Origin of the sequence: Georgenia sp. AZ-5, from assembly GCF_043952095.1 — a bacterium.
GTDB lineage: Bacteria > Actinomycetota > Actinomycetes > Actinomycetales > Actinomycetaceae > Georgenia.
This window is the reverse complement of sequence record NZ_JBINOU010000001.1, coordinates 4,480,843-4,496,969: the sequence shown is the minus strand read 5'-3', so window position 1 is coordinate 4,496,969 and position 16,127 is coordinate 4,480,843. Positions and strand designations below refer to the sequence as shown.

General features: G+C 77.8%; 20 protein-coding genes. 11 read left to right on the top strand and 9 right to left on the bottom strand.

The window, feature by feature from the left end; translation table 11 throughout:
* Positions 1 to 128: 128 nt before the first annotated feature.
* Both ACF0H8_RS20855 and ACF0H8_RS20850 read left to right on the top strand, forming a co-directional pair.
* Positions 129 to 293 (top strand): DUF4177 domain-containing protein, encoded by a 165-nt coding sequence (locus ACF0H8_RS20855; protein ID WP_395290755.1) that lies wholly within the window; start codon positions 129 to 131, stop codon positions 291 to 293.
* Positions 290 to 757, top strand: a complete 468-nt coding sequence (locus ACF0H8_RS20850; protein WP_395290754.1) for a RidA family protein — start codon at positions 290 to 292, stop codon at positions 755 to 757. The genes ACF0H8_RS20855 and ACF0H8_RS20850 overlap by 4 nt, the downstream gene beginning before the upstream one ends.
* A 68-nt stretch (positions 758 to 825) precedes the next feature.
* Here ACF0H8_RS20850 and ACF0H8_RS20845 read toward each other — a convergent pair whose 3' ends face one another.
* Complete coding sequence (locus tag ACF0H8_RS20845; protein ID WP_395290753.1) at positions 826 to 1,515, bottom strand: Crp/Fnr family transcriptional regulator; 690 nt, start codon at positions 1,513 to 1,515, stop codon at positions 826 to 828.
* Between the two features lie 121 nt (positions 1,516 to 1,636).
* Between ACF0H8_RS20845 and nth the strand changes: the two genes are divergently transcribed.
* Positions 1,637 to 2,344 carry an endonuclease III gene (gene nth / locus ACF0H8_RS20840; RefSeq protein ID WP_395290752.1) on the top strand — a complete coding sequence of 236 codons (708 nt, stop codon included), beginning with the start codon at positions 1,637 to 1,639 and terminating at the stop codon, positions 2,342 to 2,344.
* A gap of 13 nt (positions 2,345 to 2,357) precedes the next feature.
* On the opposite strand, the gene ACF0H8_RS20835 is transcribed toward nth, so the two are convergent.
* The 5 genes from ACF0H8_RS20835 to ACF0H8_RS20815 all read right to left on the bottom strand — a co-directional run bounded on the left by ACF0H8_RS20835 (position 2,358) and on the right by ACF0H8_RS20815 (position 7,227).
* A complete protein-coding gene (locus ACF0H8_RS20835) occupies positions 2,358 to 3,275 on the bottom strand; it encodes an alpha/beta fold hydrolase (protein WP_395290751.1) in 918 nt (305 codons plus the stop codon).
* 83 nt (positions 3,276 to 3,358) lie between these two features.
* Positions 3,359 to 3,682: a branched-chain amino acid transporter permease gene (locus ACF0H8_RS20830; protein WP_395290750.1), complete on the bottom strand. Its 324-nt coding sequence runs from the start codon at positions 3,680 to 3,682 to the stop codon at positions 3,359 to 3,361.
* The gene (locus ACF0H8_RS20825; RefSeq protein ID WP_395290749.1) at positions 3,675 to 4,469 is read right to left on the bottom strand and encodes an AzlC family ABC transporter permease; all 795 of its coding nucleotides are present in this window, start codon (positions 4,467 to 4,469) and stop codon (positions 3,675 to 3,677) included. Before ACF0H8_RS20825 ends, ACF0H8_RS20830 begins: the two co-directional genes overlap by 8 nt.
* Positions 4,470 to 4,767: 298 nt before the next feature.
* Positions 4,768 to 6,738, bottom strand: a complete 1,971-nt coding sequence (gene acs, locus ACF0H8_RS20820; RefSeq protein ID WP_395290748.1) for an acetate--CoA ligase — start codon at positions 6,736 to 6,738, stop codon at positions 4,768 to 4,770.
* A 105-nt stretch (positions 6,739 to 6,843) separates the two neighbouring features.
* Complete coding sequence (locus ACF0H8_RS20815; protein ID WP_395290747.1) at positions 6,844 to 7,227, bottom strand: hypothetical protein; 384 nt, start codon at positions 7,225 to 7,227, stop codon at positions 6,844 to 6,846.
* 1,291 nt (positions 7,228 to 8,518) lie between these two features.
* Between ACF0H8_RS20815 and ACF0H8_RS20810 the strand changes: the two genes are divergently transcribed.
* Positions 8,519 to 8,833 (top strand): hypothetical protein, encoded by a 315-nt coding sequence (locus ACF0H8_RS20810; RefSeq protein WP_395290746.1) that lies wholly within the window; start codon positions 8,519 to 8,521, stop codon positions 8,831 to 8,833.
* Between the two features lie 4 nt (positions 8,834 to 8,837).
* Here the strand turns inward: ACF0H8_RS20810 and ACF0H8_RS20805 are convergent, their stop codons facing one another.
* Both ACF0H8_RS20805 and ACF0H8_RS20800 read right to left on the bottom strand, forming a co-directional pair.
* Entirely contained in the window at positions 8,838 to 9,710 is an 873-nt protein-coding gene (locus ACF0H8_RS20805; RefSeq protein ID WP_395290745.1) for an HAD family hydrolase, read from the bottom strand.
* An 8-nt stretch (positions 9,711 to 9,718) separates the two neighbouring features.
* Positions 9,719 to 10,354, bottom strand: coding sequence for an MBL fold metallo-hydrolase (locus ACF0H8_RS20800; RefSeq protein ID WP_395290744.1), 636 nt, complete (start codon positions 10,352 to 10,354; stop codon positions 9,719 to 9,721).
* 125 nt (positions 10,355 to 10,479) lie between these two features.
* On the opposite strand from ACF0H8_RS20800, the gene ACF0H8_RS20795 reads away from it, so the two are divergent.
* The 7 genes from ACF0H8_RS20795 to ACF0H8_RS20765 all read left to right on the top strand — a co-directional run bounded on the left by ACF0H8_RS20795 (position 10,480) and on the right by ACF0H8_RS20765 (position 15,204).
* A complete protein-coding gene (locus tag ACF0H8_RS20795; protein ID WP_395290743.1) occupies positions 10,480 to 11,481 on the top strand; it encodes a hypothetical protein in 1,002 nt (333 codons plus the stop codon).
* Positions 11,478 to 12,665, top strand: a complete 1,188-nt coding sequence (locus tag ACF0H8_RS20790; protein WP_395290742.1) for a TadA family conjugal transfer-associated ATPase — start codon at positions 11,478 to 11,480, stop codon at positions 12,663 to 12,665. Before ACF0H8_RS20795 ends, ACF0H8_RS20790 begins: the two co-directional genes overlap by 4 nt.
* A complete protein-coding gene (locus ACF0H8_RS20785; protein ID WP_395290741.1) occupies positions 12,662 to 13,414 on the top strand; it encodes a type II secretion protein F in 753 nt (250 codons plus the stop codon). Before ACF0H8_RS20790 ends, ACF0H8_RS20785 begins: the two co-directional genes overlap by 4 nt.
* A complete protein-coding gene (locus ACF0H8_RS20780) occupies positions 13,411 to 14,064 on the top strand; it encodes a type II secretion system F family protein (protein WP_395290740.1) in 654 nt (217 codons plus the stop codon). The genes ACF0H8_RS20785 and ACF0H8_RS20780 overlap by 4 nt, the downstream gene beginning before the upstream one ends.
* Positions 14,065 to 14,192: 128 nt before the next feature.
* A complete protein-coding gene (locus tag ACF0H8_RS20775) occupies positions 14,193 to 14,396 on the top strand; it encodes a DUF4244 domain-containing protein (protein ID WP_395290739.1) in 204 nt (67 codons plus the stop codon).
* A 125-nt stretch (positions 14,397 to 14,521) separates the two neighbouring features.
* Positions 14,522 to 14,839: a TadE family type IV pilus minor pilin gene (locus ACF0H8_RS20770; protein ID WP_395290738.1), complete on the top strand. Its 318-nt coding sequence runs from the start codon at positions 14,522 to 14,524 to the stop codon at positions 14,837 to 14,839.
* Complete coding sequence (locus ACF0H8_RS20765) at positions 14,836 to 15,204, top strand: Rv3654c family TadE-like protein (RefSeq protein ID WP_395290737.1); 369 nt, start codon at positions 14,836 to 14,838, stop codon at positions 15,202 to 15,204. Before ACF0H8_RS20770 ends, ACF0H8_RS20765 begins: the two co-directional genes overlap by 4 nt.
* 89 nt (positions 15,205 to 15,293) lie before the next feature.
* Here the strand turns inward: ACF0H8_RS20765 and ACF0H8_RS20760 are convergent, their stop codons facing one another.
* Positions 15,294 to 16,064, bottom strand: a complete 771-nt coding sequence (locus tag ACF0H8_RS20760) for a hypothetical protein (protein WP_395290736.1) — start codon at positions 16,062 to 16,064, stop codon at positions 15,294 to 15,296.
* Positions 16,065 to 16,127 lie beyond the last annotated feature (63 nt).

Here is a 16,127-nt window from a genome sequence, read left to right as displayed (position 1 = left end):
GCCGGCCGGGGCGCGGGACGCGAGCGCCGTACCAGCGGGGGGCGGTGAGCCGGGCGCCAGCTCCCGGCCGAGGGCCGGCCGGGTCCGTGCACCCGGCCGGCCCGGGCTCGATGCCTAGGATGGCGCGCATGACGACATGGGAGTACGCCACGATTCCGTTGCTCACGCACAACACCAAGGCGATCCTGGACCAGTGGGGCGCCGACGGGTGGGAGCTCGTCCAGGTCATCCCGGGCCCGAGCGGCTCGACGAACCTGGTCGCCTACCTCAAGCGGCCCAAGGGCCAGCAGTGAGCGCGGGCGAGAACCTCGCCGCGCTCGGCCTGACGCTGCCCCCGGTCGCCGCCCCGGCCGGCGTGTACGTCCCGGCGCTGCGCCAGGGCGACCTGGTCTACACCTCCGGCCAGCTGCCCCTGGTCGACGGCGCCCTGCCCGTGACGGGCAAGGTGGGGGACTCAGCCGGCGCCGTCACGCCGGAGCAGGCGCGGGCGGCCGCGGAAACCTGCGCGCTCAACGCCCTCGCCGCCGTCGCCGACCTGCTCGGCGGCCTCGACCAGGTCGCGCGCGTGGTGAAGGTGACCGGCTTCGTGGCGAGCGAGCCGTCCTTCACCGCCCAGCCGGCCGTCATCAACGGCGCGTCCGAGCTGCTCGGCAAGGTCTTCGGGGACGCCGGCCAGCACGCCCGTTCCGCCGTCGGCGTGGCGGCCCTGCCGATGGACGCCCCGGTGGAGGTCGAGATCGTCGTGGCGGTGCGCTGACCGCCCGGAGCCCACGCAGACGACGGCGCCCCGTCCGCGGAGGGGGCGCCGTCGTCGGTGCTGCCGGCTCAGCGGGCGCGGCGGCGCAGCCGGTCGAGGTCGAGCAGCAGCACGGCCCGGCCCTCCAGGCGGATCCAGCCGCGCGAGACGAACTCGGCGAGAGACTTGTTGACCGTCTCGCGGGAGGCGCCGACGAGCTGGGCGAGCTCCTCCTGCGTGAGGTCGTGCGGCACGTGGATGCCCTCGTCCGTGCGCTCGCCGAAGCGGTCCGCCAGGTCCAGCAGCGCCTTGGCCACGCGGCCCGGCACGTCGGAGAAGACCAGGTCCGCGAGCGACTCGTTGGTCCGGCGCAGCCGCTGCGCGAGGGCGCGGAGCATGTGCGTGGCCAGGGACGGGCGTGTCTCGAGGAACTGCATCAGGTCCTTGTGCTGCAGCTCGAGCAGGCGCGTGGGCGCCACCGCGGTCGCCGTGGTGGAGCGGGGGCCCGGGTCGAACAGGGTCAGCTCGCCGAGCAGCTCACCGGGGCCGAGCACGGCGAGGAGGTTCTCCCGCCCGTCGGGAGCGGTGTGCCCCAGCTTCACCTTGCCCTCGGTGAGGATGTACAGCCGGTCCCCGGGGTCGCCCTCGTTGAAGAGGATCTCGCCGCGGCGCAGCGTCGTCTCGCTCATCACCGAGCGCAGCTCGGACTGGTCCTGCTCGTCCAGCGCCTCGAAGAGCGGCACGGAGCCGATGACGTTCTGATCCACGGTGTGTCCCATCTGCCGGCAGGCGTCGACTGCACGTTCGCGGCTTGGTGCCGCCGTTCTCCCGCCCATCCTGCCACCGGGGTGAGGGCTGGCACACGTCGGCGCGTGGGAGCGCCGTCCTAGGCTGGGCGCCATGAGCGCTGCGCCCCCGCGACCGAGGTCGCTCAAGGCGGCCCGGGAGCAGGCCGCGGCCGTCAACGACCTGCTGGCCCGGGAGTGGCCGGACGCCCGCTGCGAGCTCGACTTCCGCACACCGCTGGAGCTGCTCGTCGCGACGGTGCTGTCCGCCCAGACCACCGACAAGCGGGTCAACCAGGTGACGCCCGGCCTCTTCGCGGCCTACCCCGACGCGGCGGCCTACGCGTCCGCCCCCCGCCAGGAGCTGGAGGAGGTCCTGCGCCCCCTCGGCTTCTTCCGCGCCAAGGCGGCCGCGCTGCAGGGGCTCGGCGCGGCGCTGGTCGAGCGGCACGGCGGGGAGGTGCCGGCCACGCTCGAGGAGCTCGTGAAGCTCCCGGGCGTGGGCCGCAAGACGGCGAACGTCGTCCTCGGCAACGCCTTCGACGTGCCCGGCATCACCGTGGACACCCACGTCGGCCGCCTCGCCCGCCGGCTCGGGTGGACCACGGAGAAGGACCCGGTCAAGGTGGAGGCCCGCATCGCCCAGCTGCTGCCGGCCGAGGAGTGGACGATGGCCTCCCACCGGCTGATCTTCCACGGCCGGCGCGTGTGCCACTCCCGGCGCCCGGCGTGCGGGGCGTGCGTGCTGGCCGGGCTGTGCCCGTCCTTCGGCGAGGGCGAGACGGACCCCGAGCGCGCCCGGGCGCTGGTCGTCGTGCCCTGACCGGCCGCGGGCCTCAGGGCACGCGCGCGTGGGCGCCGAGGAAGTCCAGCAGCAGGTCGGTGACCGCGTCCGGTGCCTCCTCGGGCAGGAAGTGCCCCGACCCCTGCACGACCCGCTGGCGCAGCGGACCGGTGACGTACAGGGCGTCGCGCGCGAAGGCGCGGGCGGGCAGCAGCGGGTCCTGCGCCCCGCGGACGCTCAGCACGGGCGCCCGCACCGGCTCGCTCACGGCCGCAAGGTAGCGCCGGCCGTCCGTGCGCGGCGTTGCGCGCACGAGCCACCGGAAGTGCTCCATCGCGCTGTGCGCGGCGAACGGCAGCCGCATCGCCTCGGTGTACAGCTCCGCCTGGGAGGCGGCGCCGTCGTTGCCGGGCGCGCTCCAGGCCCGCAGCAGCTCGGGCACGAGGGTGCCCTCCCGGAGCGCCCGCTCCGGGAACCACGGCACCTGGAAGCGGGCCAGCGTCGCCAGGGCGCGGGCCGGCACCCGCGCGGTGCGGTGCAGCGGCGCGGGGTGCGGGTTGCCGAGGACGGCGACGGCCTGGGTGAGCGTGGGCGCGAAGGCCGGCATCGACCACGCCACCGTGCCACCGAAGCCGTGGCCCACGACGACGGCGCCGGCCGCCCCCAGGGAACGGATCACGCCGGCCACGTCGCGCGCGAAGACCGCGGTCTCGTGCCGGTGCGGCGGCTTGTCCGAGCCGGCGAAGCCGCGCAGGTCCATCGCGGCCACCCGGTATCCGGCGTCGGCGAGCGCGGGAATCTGGTGGCGCCAGGCCCACCAGAACTCCGGGAAGCCGTGCAGCAGCACGACCACGGGGCGGTCCGGCCGCTGCGGCCCGGCGAGCACCACGTGGAACTGGGCGCCGTTGGCGGCGATGTTGCGGTGCTCCCACGGCCCTGGGAGGAGCACGCAGCTGGAGTCGGCGACCACGCCAGGCACGGTAGCGCCTTCTTGGTCGCCCCAGGCCCGCCCCCGGCCGGGGCGGGGACGGGACGCTCGTCACAGCCGGTGGCTCACAGCAGGGCGAGCGCCCCCATGTAGGTCAGCGTGCCGCCGACGATGCTCAGCATCGCGTTGCGCCGCCACAGGTGCAGCCCGGCGGTGACGGCGACCCCGGCGAGCTCGGGGACCCCGTGCGGGGCCGTCGTGAGGTCCACCGCGGAGAGCGGGTAGACGACGAGCACGGCCATGACGCCCAGCGGCATGGTGCGGCCGAGGTAGCCCACCAGCCGCGAGTCGCGCACCCGGCGCAGCGCGAGGAACGGTGCCAGGCGCAGCGCGTAGGTGACGGCGAAGATGACCAGCAGCGTCAGCAGGACCTGTCCGGGGCTAGGCATCGCCGGCCCCCTCGGGGCGGTCGTGCGCCGCCGCCTCGCCCGCCCGGCGCGGGTCGCCGCGGCCGCCGTGCCGCCGGGGGTCGGTCACGGCGAAGCGCGCCCCGAGCACCGCCACGAACAGCGTCAGGGCGACCACGAGCATGCTGCCCGGCGCCACGACGAGGGCGAGGACGGCGCAGGCGAGGGCGATCACGAGGGTGGGCAGGTCGGGGGAGGAGCGGAAGGCGTCGATGGTGAGGACGACGAACAGCGCGGTGAGCGCGAATCCCAGCCCCTCGGCGGTAAGCCCGAGCCGGGCGCCCAGCAGCGCGCCCGTGGTCGACCCGGTGAGCCAGTACAGGTGGCAGAAGACCTCGGTGGCGAGCACCCGGGTGCCAGTCATTCCCTGCTGGGGGCGGGTGGCGAGCAGCGCGTAGGCCTCGTCGGTGAGGGCGTGGACGCCGTACAGCCGGCCCGCGCCGGAGCGGATCTTCAGCAGCGGGAAGCTCAGGCCGTAGAAGACGTGCCGGAAGTTGACGAAGAACGTCGTCGCCGCGACCTGCCCGAGCCCCACCCCGCCGGTCACGAGGCCGATCGCCAGGAACTCCATCGACCCGGCGTAGATGAGCACGGAGAAGACCGGCGCCCACCACCACTGCAGCCCGCTGGTGGCCAGCAGCACCCCGAAGGCGGCGCCGAGCGGCAGGTAGCCCATGCCGACGCCGACCGTGTCCTTTGCGGCGAGCAGCACCTCGCGGCGGCGGTGCCCGGCGCCGTCGGGCGCGGGCTTCTCGGCGGGGGCGGGCACGACGCCCAGGTTAGGACCGCCGGCGCCGGGCGGGCGTGAGGGTCCGCCGTCCGGGCCGCTGTGCGTGGAGGACCGCCGGCGAGACGAGCCTGGACTGGAACCACGCCTCGTCGGGATCGAACGTTCCGGCGGAGATGGAACCGCGTGGAGCTCTATCTCAGCCGGGCAGCTCTGTCTCGGCCGCGGTGGGCACCGGGCGCACGGCGGCGGGTCCGGCGTCCGGCGGGCGCGCTCTGGGAGGGACGCGGCGACCGTCACGGCCGTAGCCGCGACGGTCGCCGTCCCGGCGCCGAGTGCCCTAGCGCTGCATGCCCTTGCTGATCTGGTCCATCACGGAGGAGTCGGCCAGCGTGGTGACGTCCCCGGCCTCGCGACCCTCGGCGATGTCGCGCAGCAGGCGCCGCATGATCTTGCCGGAGCGGGTCTTCGGCAGGTCGGCCACCACGAGGATCGACCGCGGCTTGGCGATGGGACCGATCTCCTTGGCGACGTGGCTGCGCAGCTCGCCGACGACGTCCGCGCCCTGGACGGCGTCCGAGCGCAGGATGACGAAGGCGACCACGGCCTGCCCGGTGGTGTCGTCATTGGCGCCCACCACCGCGGCCTCGGCGACCATCGGGTGGGAGACGAGGGCGGACTCGATCTCGGTGGTGGACAGCCGGTGGCCGGAGACGTTCATGACGTCGTCCACCCGGCCGAGCAGCCAGATGTCGCCGTCGTCGTCCTTCTTCGCGCCGTCGCCGGCGAAGTACATGCCCTCGAACCGGGACCAGTAGGTCTCCTGGAACCGCTGCGGGTCGCCCCAGATGCCCCGCAGCATGGCCGGCCACGGCTCGGTGAGGACCAGGTACCCGCCGCCGCCGTCGGGCACCGGGCGGCCGGCCTCGTCGAGCACGTCCGCGCTGATGCCGGGCAGCGGCCGCTGCGCCGAGCCCGGCTTGGCGGCCGTGACGCCGGGCAGGGGGGAGATCATGATGGCCCCGGTCTCCGTCTGCCACCAGGTGTCCACCACCGGGGTGCGGTCCCCGCCGATCGTGCGGCGGTACCACATCCAGGCCTCGGGATTGATGGGCTCGCCGACCGAGCCGAGCACCCGCAGCGAGGACAGGTCGTGCCGCCCGGGGTGCTCCGCGCCCCACTTCATGCAGGTGCGGATGGCGGTCGGGGCGGTGTACAGGATGGAGACCTTGTACTTCTCCACGATGTCCCACCACCGGTCCTTGTCCGGGGTGTCCGGGGTGCCCTCGTACATCACCTGGGTGGCACCGTTCACCAGCGGGCCGTACGTGATGTAGCTGTGGCCGGTCACCCAGCCGACGTCCGCGGTGCACCAGTACACGTCCGTCTCGCGCTTGAGGTCGAAGACGTACCTGTGGGTGAAGGCGCACTGGGTGAGGTAGCCGCCGGTGGTGTGGAGGATGCCCTTGGGCTTCCCGGTGGTGCCCGAGGTGTACAGGATGAACAGCGGGTGCTCGGACTCGACGTCCACGGGCGTGTGCTCGGGGCTCGCGGCGGCGAGCGCGTCGGCCCAGCGCACGTCCCGGCCCTCGGTCCACGCCACCTCCTGGCCGGTGCGCTCGACGACGAGCACGTGCTCGACGGGGGTGCCCTTGGCCAGCGCCTCGTCGACGGCCGGCTTGAGCGCGCTCGCCTTGCCGCGGCGGTAGCCGCCGTCGGCGGTGATCACCACGCGCGCCTCGGCGTCGTTGATCCGGCTGTGCAGCGCCTCGGCGGAGAAGCCGCCGAAGACGACGGAGTGCGGGGCGCCGATCCGGGCGCAGGCGAGCATCGCGACGACCGCCTCGGGGATCATCGGCAGGTAGATCGCCACGCGGTCGCCGGTGCGCACGCCGAGGCCCTCGAGGGCGTTCGCGGCGCGGGACACCTGGTCCTTGAGGTCGGCGTAGGTGATGGTGCGGGTGTCGCCCGGCTCGCCCTCGAAGTGGATCGCGACCCGGTCGCCGTAGCCGGCCGCGACGTGGCGGTCGACGGCGTTGTAGGCGGCGTTGAGCCGGCCGTCGGCGAACCACCGCGCGACGGGGGCGCCCGAGAAGTCCAGCACCTCCGTGAAGTCCTTCGACCAGCTCAGCAGCTCGCGGGCCTGCTCGGCCCAGAAGCCCTCGCGGTCGGCGGCCGCCCGCTCGTAGATCTCCGGGCGGGCGTTGGCCTGGGCGGCGAACTCGGGGCTGGGCGGGAAGGAGCGGTCCTCGTGCAGGAGGTTCTCGAGACCGCCCTGGGAGGCGGTTGTCGTGCCATCGTGCTGGGACATCTGTGTCCTCCGGGTCTTCGAATGCGCGGTCGTGCCGTGTGTCGCGGCTCACGCAGCAACATAGCGAAGTGAGCGCCGCGGCTCGACCGCGCCGGCCTGAGGCCCTCAGCGGGTGCGGTGGCGGACGGCGCCCGGGCCGTGCTGCTGCCCGAGGCCCTCGGTCTCCGCCCGGAGGCGCTCCTCGCGCCGCCCCGCGCGGCGGGCGCCGCGGGCGACCACGCCCACCGCCAGAAGGGCGAGCCCGTAGAGCATCAGGCGGCCCGACGCGGCGTCGGCCACCAGGTGGTGCGCGAGGTTCGCGCCGAGCCCGCCGAGGGAGTGCAGCCGCTCGGGCAGCGTGTCGAGGAGGTCGCGCGCCCGCCCCGGCGCGGCGACGACCGCCGCGCCGGCGAGCGCCGTGACCAGGCCGACGACCTGCGCGCCCAGCGACGAGCGGCGCGCGGCCAGGAGCACGGCGGCCACGACGACGAGCCCGCAGGCCAGCTCCACCAGGGCGGCGGGGTTGATCGCGCCGGTCTCCCACGGGTTTGCCGGGGGACAGCGTGAGGCGCGCGCCGGCGTCGGCGACGAGGTACCAGCCGACCGGCCCGAGGACGAGGGTCAGCAGCACGCTGACCGCCCGCGCCCCCGCCCGGGAGCGCGGCCGGGTCTCCATGGCCCCGGCGAGCACCACGTCGGGCGCCGCCGCCTGCTCGCGACGGGAGGCCGCCGGGGGCTCCTCGGTGCCGGGAGCGGCGGTGGATCCCGCCCGGTCGTCCGGGCCGTCCGTGCCGGCGGAGGTGGGGAGCCACCCGCGGCGCTCCGTGGCCTGCCCGGCGTCGGCGGCCGCCGGGGCGTCGCCTGCGTGCGCGGGCCGGTCCGGGTGGGCCGCGTCGTCGCCGAGGCCGAGCAGGCGCCGGCGCCGCACGGCGGTGGAGTCCAGGTCGTCGTGTTCGGCCGGGGTCGCGGGTGCGGGGCCGGGGTCCGCCGTGCCCGGGCCGGGGACGACGTCGGCCCGCTCGCCGGCGAGGTCGTCGGGGTGCTGAGGGCTGGGCGTGGTCACGTGGCCTCCTGGGTCGTCCGTGCCACGGTACCGACGGGACGTCGCCCCAGGTCAGTGACGCGCCGGTGCCGAGCAGCGCCGCCGCCTGCGGCAGCCACCACCGCACCAGCCAGCCCCACGCGGTGACGCGCCAGGGCCTCAGCACCTTGCGTCACACGCGCCCTACGCTGAGCGGCATGCCCGCCGACGTCCTCGCCGCGCTCTCCGCGCTCGACCGGCTGGACGGCGTGGCCGAGGCCGCCGACCGGGCCCGCGCGGCCGCCGCGGCGCTGCGCTGGCACGAGGGCCTGCGCCGCCGGTGGCGGGAGGCGCGGGCGGAGACTGCGGTGCGCTCCGCCGTCGCCGGCGCGGCCCTGGAGGGCGCGCGGGTGGACGCGGCGTGGCTGCGGGAGCGGGTCGCCGCCGGCGCCGGCGCCGGCGCCGAGCCCGAGACGCGCCCCGCCGAGGCCCTGGCCCTGGCGACGTGGCGGGCGCAGGTGCACGTCGGGGAGCTGCTGCCCGACCTGGGCGGCGGCCGGTCCCCGTCCGTGGCGGCCGGGGAGCTGCTCGCCGGGCTGCACCGCGACCTGACCGCCCACCTCGCCGAGGCCGGCCGGCTGGACGGCGCCGCCGTCGGCCGGCCCCGGACGACGGCGCGGCCGGCGGAGGCCGGGCCGGGCGAGGCGCCCGTCGGCGCCGAGCTGGAGGCGCGCCTGGACGCCCCGCGCGGTCGTCGACGCCGAGGACGCCCCCGCGCTGGTGCGTGTGGGTGTGGCGCACGCCGAGCTGGTGACGCTGCGGCCGTTCGCGACCGGCAACGCGGCGCTGGCCCGGGCGGTGGCCCGGCTGCTCGCGGTGCGCACGGGGCTGGAGCCGACCGGCGTCGCGGTCCCGGACGCCCACGCCGCCGCCGGGCCGGCGCGGTACCGCGCGGCGCTGGACGGCTATGCCGCCGGCACCCCGGACGGCGTCGCCGCCTGGCTGGTCTACCAGGCCGAGTGCCTGGAGGCGGGCGCCCGGCTCGGCGCCGAGGTCGCCACGGCGGTGCTCTCCGGCCGCGTGGGCGCGGGCTGAGGCCTCAGCGGCGGGACCGGCGCAGCACCCACCAGCCCGCGGCGCCGGTGAGCGCGAGGGCCGCGCCCACGCCGAGCGGCACCGGCCGGGGCACCTGCGCGCGCAGCGGCACCGGCCGCTCGAAGCGGCGCACCTGCCAGCCGTGCCGCGCGGCAACCCGGCGCAGCGCCCGGTCCGGGTTGACCGCCACCGGGTGGCCGACGGCCTCGAGCATCGGCAGGTCGGTCACAGAGTCGGTGTAGGCGTACGACGCCGCGAGGTCGTACCCGTTGCGGTCCGCGAGGTCGCGCATGCGGGCAGCCTTGGCGGGGCCGTAGACGTAGTCGGCGATCCGCCCGGTGTACCGGCCGTCGCGGACCTCCATGGTCGAGGCGATCACCTCGTCGGCGCCCACCATCGTCGCGATCGGGCGCACCACGTCGGTGCTCGAGGCCGAGACGATGACGACGTCGGCGCCGGCCTCCTGGTGTGCGGTGATGAGGTCGAGCGCCTCGAGGAAGACGTAGGGCTGGACGAAGGTGCGCAGTGCGCCGTCGACCACGGCCCGGAACCGGTGCACCTCCCACCCGTCGACCGTCCGGCTGAGCTGCTCGCGCACCCGCTCGCTGTGGCGGTGGCTGGACGAGACGAACAGGTAGCCCAGCTGGGCCACGGCCGAGCGGGCCAGGTCCGAGCGGCTGAGCAGGCCGGCCGCGAGCAGCGGCCGTGCCAGCACCACGGACGAGGAGCTCCACAGCACGGTCTTGTCCAGGTCGAAGAAGGCCGCCGCCCGGGCGGGTTCTCGCGGTGCCCCGGTGTCGCGCGCGGCAACCGCCGGCCCTACCTCCGCGGGCACCGTGCCCGCGCCCGTGGTCCCGGACCGGACCTCGCCTGCCACGGCAGGCCTCACACCGTGGCGGCGACGCCGGTCGGCAGCGGGCGGAACTGGGTGCCCGCGGGCGCGAACTCCGCGAGCATCGCGTACGCCATCCGGGTGCTGGCCATCGTCCGCTCGTGCACCGGCACCGCGACGCGGGGCGCCACCGCCCGCAGGTAGTCGATCGCCTCCGCCAGCTTCAGCCAGGGCCCGGACGCCGGCACGGCGAGGACGTCCACGGCCCCCGGGGGCACGGTGAGGGAGTCGCCCGGGTGGAAGAAGGCGCCGCCGTCGACGGCGTACGCGACGTTGGTGCACCCGGGCCGGTCCGCGTAGATCACGGCGTGCGTGCCGCCGGCCACGTCCAGCTCCGCCCCCGCCACGGTCAGGTGGTCCCCGGGCCGGACCGCCCGCGCGGTCACGCCCATTCCGGCGAGCACCGGGACGCTGTCCTCGTCCGCCAGGAGCTGGGCGCCCGGGTTCGCGGCCACCAGCGCCGGCAGGCGCTCGGGGTCGGCGTGGTCGGGGTGCTGGTGGGTGATGAGCACGGCGTCGAGGCCGCGCAGGTCCTCGAAGCCCTCCGCGTAGGTGCCCGGGTCCACGAGCAGCCGGGCGGCGGGCGTCTCCAGCAGCACGCAGGCGTGCCCGAGGTGGGTGATCCGCATCGCCCCAATCTCCCAGAGCCGCCCGGCCCTGTCCCGCGATCGCGGGCCGTCCACACCCCGCGGCCGGCGGGCGCCGTCCACACGGGGCCGCACCGCCCGCGCCCGGGCCGCCGATCGTGGTGGCCATGAGGCCGGAGGACGAGACCGCGGGCGTGGCGCTGCGCTCCGCCGACCCGGGCACGGTGGCGCAGGTGCGGCGGCTGGCCGAGCTGGCCGGCGCCGCGCTGACGGTGGTGCCGGCCGGGCCGGCGCCGCCGGGCGCCGTCGTCGTGCTGGAGGACGGCGGCGAGGGCCGGCTGGCGGTGCGGGTGGCCCCGGACCGGCTGCGCCGGCTGCCCGACGCCGCGGCCGTGCCGGACGTCGTCGTGCTGCCCGCGGGGGCCGAGGCGCTGCTGGACCTGCTGCTGGCCACCGGGACGCCGCACCGGGCGCGGACGGTGGGGGTGGTCGGCGCGCACGGCGGGGCGGGGGCCACGGTGCTGGGCGCCGCGCTGGCCCGGGCCTGCGTGGGGGCGGGCCTGGCGGCGGCGCTGGTCGACCTCGACCCGGCCGGCGGCCTCGACGTGCTGCTGGGCCTGGACCGTGACCCGGGGCAGCGGTGGGCGGACCTCGACGGCGAGCAGGGCGCCCTGGTGCCGCGGCGGCTGGCCCTTGCGCTGCCCGAGTGGCACCTGGTGCGGGTGCTCTCGGGCGACCGTCGCGGCGGCGCGGATCCCCTGGGGCTGGTGACTCGCTCGGCCGCGCGGGCGCTGGGCCAGGGCCATGACGTCGTCGTGCTGGACCTCCCGCGGCAGGTGCTCGCGCCGGGCCCGGCGCGCGAGCTGTGGTTGGGGTGGTGCTCGGACGTGGTGCTGATCGCACGCGGCGGGGTGCGCGGCGGCGCGGCGGTGCTGGCGGCCGCGCCCGCGCTGGCCGGGCGGCCGGCTTACCTGGTGCTGCGCGGGGCGGACGACGGGGACGCGGCTGAGCTGGCCGCGGCCGCCGGGCTGACGCTGGCCGCCCACATGCGCGACGAGCGGGCGCTGCCCGCCGGGATCGAGCACGGGGTGACGCCGGGGGACCAGCGCCGCGGCCACCTGCGCGCCACCGGCCGGGCGCTGGTCGGCCTGCTCGGGCTGGTCCCGTGAGCGCGCCGCCGCTGGCGCAGGTGCGCACGGCCCTGGCGCGGGGCGAGGCGCTCGCCGACGTGCTCGGCGAGGGCGCCGGCGGGCTGGGCGCGCACGGGCTGCTGCGGCTCGACGCGGCGGTGCGCGCGGAGCTGCGCGGCGCCGGCGCGGTGCTGCAGCCGCTGCTCGAGGACCCGGACGTCACCGACGTGCTCGTCAACGGCGGCGCCGGCGTGTGGGTGGACCGCGGCGCCGGCCTGGACCGCGTGCCCGCGGACGGCCCGCTCGGCGACCCCGCGGCGGTGCGGGCGCTCGCCGCCCGGCTGGCCGCCGCCTGCGGGCAGCGGCTGGACGACGCCAGCCCGGTGGTCGACGGCACGCTGCCGGACGGCACGCGCCTGCACGCGGTGCTGCCCCCGCTCGCCGCCGGCGGGACGCTGATCTCCCTGCGCACCCACCGGGCGCGCGCCTTCACCCTCGCGGAGCTCGCGGCGCGCGGGACCGTGCCGGCCGCCGTCGCGCCGGTGCTGCGGGCCCTGGTGCGCCGGCGGGCCAACGTGCTGGTCTCCGGCGCCACCGGGTCGGGGAAGACCACCCTGCTGGCCAGCCTGCTGTCGCTGGTGCCCGCCACGGAACGGATCGTGTGCATCGAGGAGTCCGCGGAGCTGCGTCCCGACCATCCCCACGTGGTCCACCTGCAGGTGCGCCGCGCCAACGTCCAGCAGGTGGGGGAGGTGCCGCTCGGCGCCCTGGTCCGGGCGGCGCTGCGGATGCGGCCCGACCGGCTGGTGCTGGGCGAGTGTCGCGGCGCGGAGGTCCGCGACGTCCTCGGCGCCCTGAACACCGGGCACGAGGGTGGGTGGGCGACCGTGCACGCCAACGCGCCCGCGGACGTCCCGGCCCGGCTGGTGGCCCTGGGCGCGCTGGCCGGTCTCGGCGACGCGGCCGTCGCCGCCCAGGCGGTCAGCGCCCTGGACGCCGTGGTGCACCTGCGCCGGGACGCGGCCGGGCGCCGGGTCTCCGAGGTCGGGGTGCTGGCCCGGGAGGGCGGCGAGCTGATGTGCGAGACCGCGCTGCTGGTCCCCGCGGAGGGCGGCGCCGTGCCCGGGCCGGGCTGGCCCCGGCTGGCGCGCCGGCTCGGGCTCGAGGAAGCGGCGGGCGCCCCGGCGCGGATACCGCGTGGCCGGCACCGGGCGGCGCCGTGACGGCGGCCCTGGCCGGGCTGCTGGCCGCCGCCGCGGCGGCGCTGCTGCTGTGGCGGCCGCGCCGCCGCCCGGGCTCGCCGGCGGACCCGCGGCCGGCCGACCGGGGCCGCGCGGGCCGGCGCCGCCCGGCGGCGACTGCCGACCTGGGCGTCCTGGTCACCGAGGTCGCCACCCGGCTGCACGCGGGTGCCGACGTGGAGACGGCCTGGGCGGAGACCCTCGAGCGTGCGGGCCTGTCCGCCCCGGCGGGTTCGCGCCCGACGGGCCCGCCCGCCCCGTCCGGGGCGACGTCGCGGCCGCCGGCCGCACCCGACGACGGCGTCCCGGCCGCCCTGAGGGACCTCGCCTCCCGTCCGCCGCCGCGCCGCCGGCCCTGGCGGCGCCGGGAGCGGGACCCCGCGCGCGCCGCCGCGCTGGCGGGCACCCTCGCCGCGTGCCGGCTCACGCACGAGAGCGGCGCGCCGCTGGCGCAGGTGCTGGAGCGCTGCGCCGAGGGCATCACCGAGGCCGGGCACGCCCGGGCCGCCCGGGCCATCGCGCTGGCGGGTCCGCGCTCGACGGCCCGCCTGCTCGGCTGGCTGCCCCTCCTCGGCCTCGCCCTCGGCGTGGCGGTCGGCGCGGACCCCCTGCCGGTGCTGCTCGATGGCGGGCTGGGCACCGGCTGCCTCCTCGCAGGCCTCGCCCTGTCCGTGGCCGGCCGGCGCTGGGTCGCCGCGCTCGACCGGGCGGCCGCTGGGGCGCCGCCGTGACCGCTCTTGTCCTCGTCGCGCTCGTCCTGCTCGCCGCCGTCCCGTGGGCCCTGCCGGCCCGGGCGGCCTCCCGGTCGCCCGCCCGTCGGGTGCGCCCCGGGACGCCGGCCGTCCCGGCCGAGGTCGACGCCGCCGTCCTGCTGGACCTGGCCGACGCGGCGCTCACGGCCGGGGCGTCCGTGCCCGGAACGCTGCAGGCGCTCGGGAGGGCGCTGGGCGACCCGGCCCCGGCCGGCCGCGGGCGGTGGCCGGCCGGCACGCGCGCGCAGCTGGAGCGGGGGGCCGGCGGAGCTCCGCGTCGTCGTCACGGCGCGTCCGCGGACGGCGCCGGCCCGGCGCTGCGACAGGCCGGGGCCGCGTTGCTCCTGGGCGCGTCCTGGTCGGAGGCGTGGGAGGGCGCGCCGCCCGGCCTGGGGCCCCTCGCCCAGGCGCTCGAGCCGGCGTGGGTGGACGGCGCAGCCCCGGGCCCCCTGTTGCGGCGGGCGGCCGCGGCCGTGCGCGCCGACCGGCACCGGCAGGCGCAGGAGGCCGCGGCCCGGCTCGGGGTGCGCCTGGTGCTGCCGCTCGGGCTGTGCTTCCTGCCCGCGTTCATCCTGCTGGGCGTGGTCCCCGTCGTCCTCGCCGCGGGCGGCGGCCTGCTCGGCAGCTGACCCTCCACAGCGGGAGTTCCTGCGGTCCCCTCCACAGCGCCGTCCCGCGGCGCGGCCGGGCCCCGGACGCCGCGGCCAACCTGGTCCCGGGCCGGCACGGGGCCGGCCCGCGGTGGAAGGAGACGCGGATGAGGACGGTACGGCGAGGCTGGGGCGCGGTGCGCGCCCGGGTGGGCCGGCTGCCCGCCGACGCGGGCATGGCGACGGCGGAGTACGCGGTGGGCACGGTGGCCGCCGCGTCCCTGGCCGGGGTGCTGCTGAGCATCTTCAAGAGCGACTGGGTGCGCGAGCTCGTCTCGAGCCTCATCCGCTCGGCGCTCGGACTGGGATGACCGGCACGCAGGGTCTGCCGGCGGGTGGGGGCACGCGCCCCCGCCCGCCGGCGGGCGGTCGTCCGGCCAGCCGGGGAGGCGGCCGGCGCGGGAGGTTCGGCCCGGACGGCGCCGCGCGGGGCGGGGTGACGGCCGAGCTGGCGATCGCCCTGCCCGGGGTGGTGCTGGTGCTTCTGATGCTGCTCACCGCGGCCAGCGCGGCGCTCACCCAGGTGCGGGTGGCGGACGCCGCCCGCGCCGGCGCCCGCGCCGCGGCGCTGGGCGAGCCGGCCGAGGCGGTCAGGGCCACCGCCACCCGCCTCGCCGGCGCGGAGGCGTGGGTGCGGGTGGGGGAGGACGGCGGGTTCGTCGTCGTCGAGGTGCGCAGGGAGCTGCCGGGCCCGCTGGCGGTGCTGGACCTGCGCGCCGGCGCCACGGCACGCGCCGTGCCGGAGCCGTCATGAGCGGCGCCGCCCGGCCACGGGCCGACCGCGGTTCCGGCACCGTGCTCGCGCTGGGCCTCATCTGCGTGCTGGTCGTGCTGACCTTCGCCGTCGTGGGCCTGGCGCGCGCCGTCCACGCCCGCGGGACGGCGCAGACGGCGGCCGACCTGGGGGCGCTCGCGGCGGCCCAGGCCCTGCATGACCCCGCCGGGGCGCGCGGCGAGCCGTGCGCGCTCGCGGCCGGCGTGGTTCGCGCCAACGGCGCCGAGCCGGCGGGCTGCCGGGTGGCCGGCGCCGTGGTGGACGTCTCCGCGCGGGTGACCGTGCTCGGGCAGGTCGACGGCGTGCTGGTGGCGCGGGCGTCCGCGCGGGCCGGCCCCGCCTGACGCCGGACCTCCCACTCCCATCGCGAGATGTCATCTTCTCCGTCACATGTCATGACATCTGACGGAGAAGATGACATCTCGCGGCGACGCTACTGCGGCGTCGCGGTGATCTCGCAGGAGGCGGCGGGCCCGCCGACGAGGGCGATGTCGAACGGCACCGGCTCGTCCGGCGAGACCGGCTCGGACGCCGCCGTCGTGCCGGCGGCGACGACCGTGCCGGCGTCGTCGGAGCAGATCGCGTGGAGGCGCACGTACTCCAGCCGCTCGGGCACGGTGGAGACGAGCCGGCCGGAGACGTGGTTGTCGATGCCGGTGACGAACCGCCGGCTGCGCTGGTAGGTGAGGGTGAGGTCCTCCGCCGTGACGGACTCCGGCGGGTCGGCGGGCGCGGAGACGGTCTGCACGGTCACCTCGGCGCGGGCGGTGGACACCCGGACGCCCTCGGGCACGCCGAGGAGGGTGACGAGCCCGGCCGTGGCCCCCGGCTGGAGGACCGTGCGGTTGTGCTCGGTCGCGACGGTGTCTCCCGCGGCGTCCAGCCCCGTGACGACGAGCGAAACTCCGGCGACGACGTCCGAGGGGTTGTGCAGGCGGGTGTGGGCCAGCGCGGCGACCTCGTCCTGGACGGCCCCGGCGTCCGTCACCGTCACCTCGACGTCCTCGGGCCGGACGTCCTCGGGCCGGGTCCCCGGCCGGCCGGCCGGGCTCGCGGTGCTCCGATCCGGGCTTGCGCTCGGGCTCGGGCTCGCCGCGGCCGTGGAGGTCTGCGGCGCGCGCGTAGCAGCCTCGTCGGCCGGTGCGGTCGCGCAACCGGCCAGCAGCAGGGCTGCACCGAGCACCAGCGTGCGGGTTCCCCGCATGCGACCTCCCCACCTCGACTGCTTTCCGATGCTAGGGCGGCCGGAGGCCCGGACCGTGGTCCG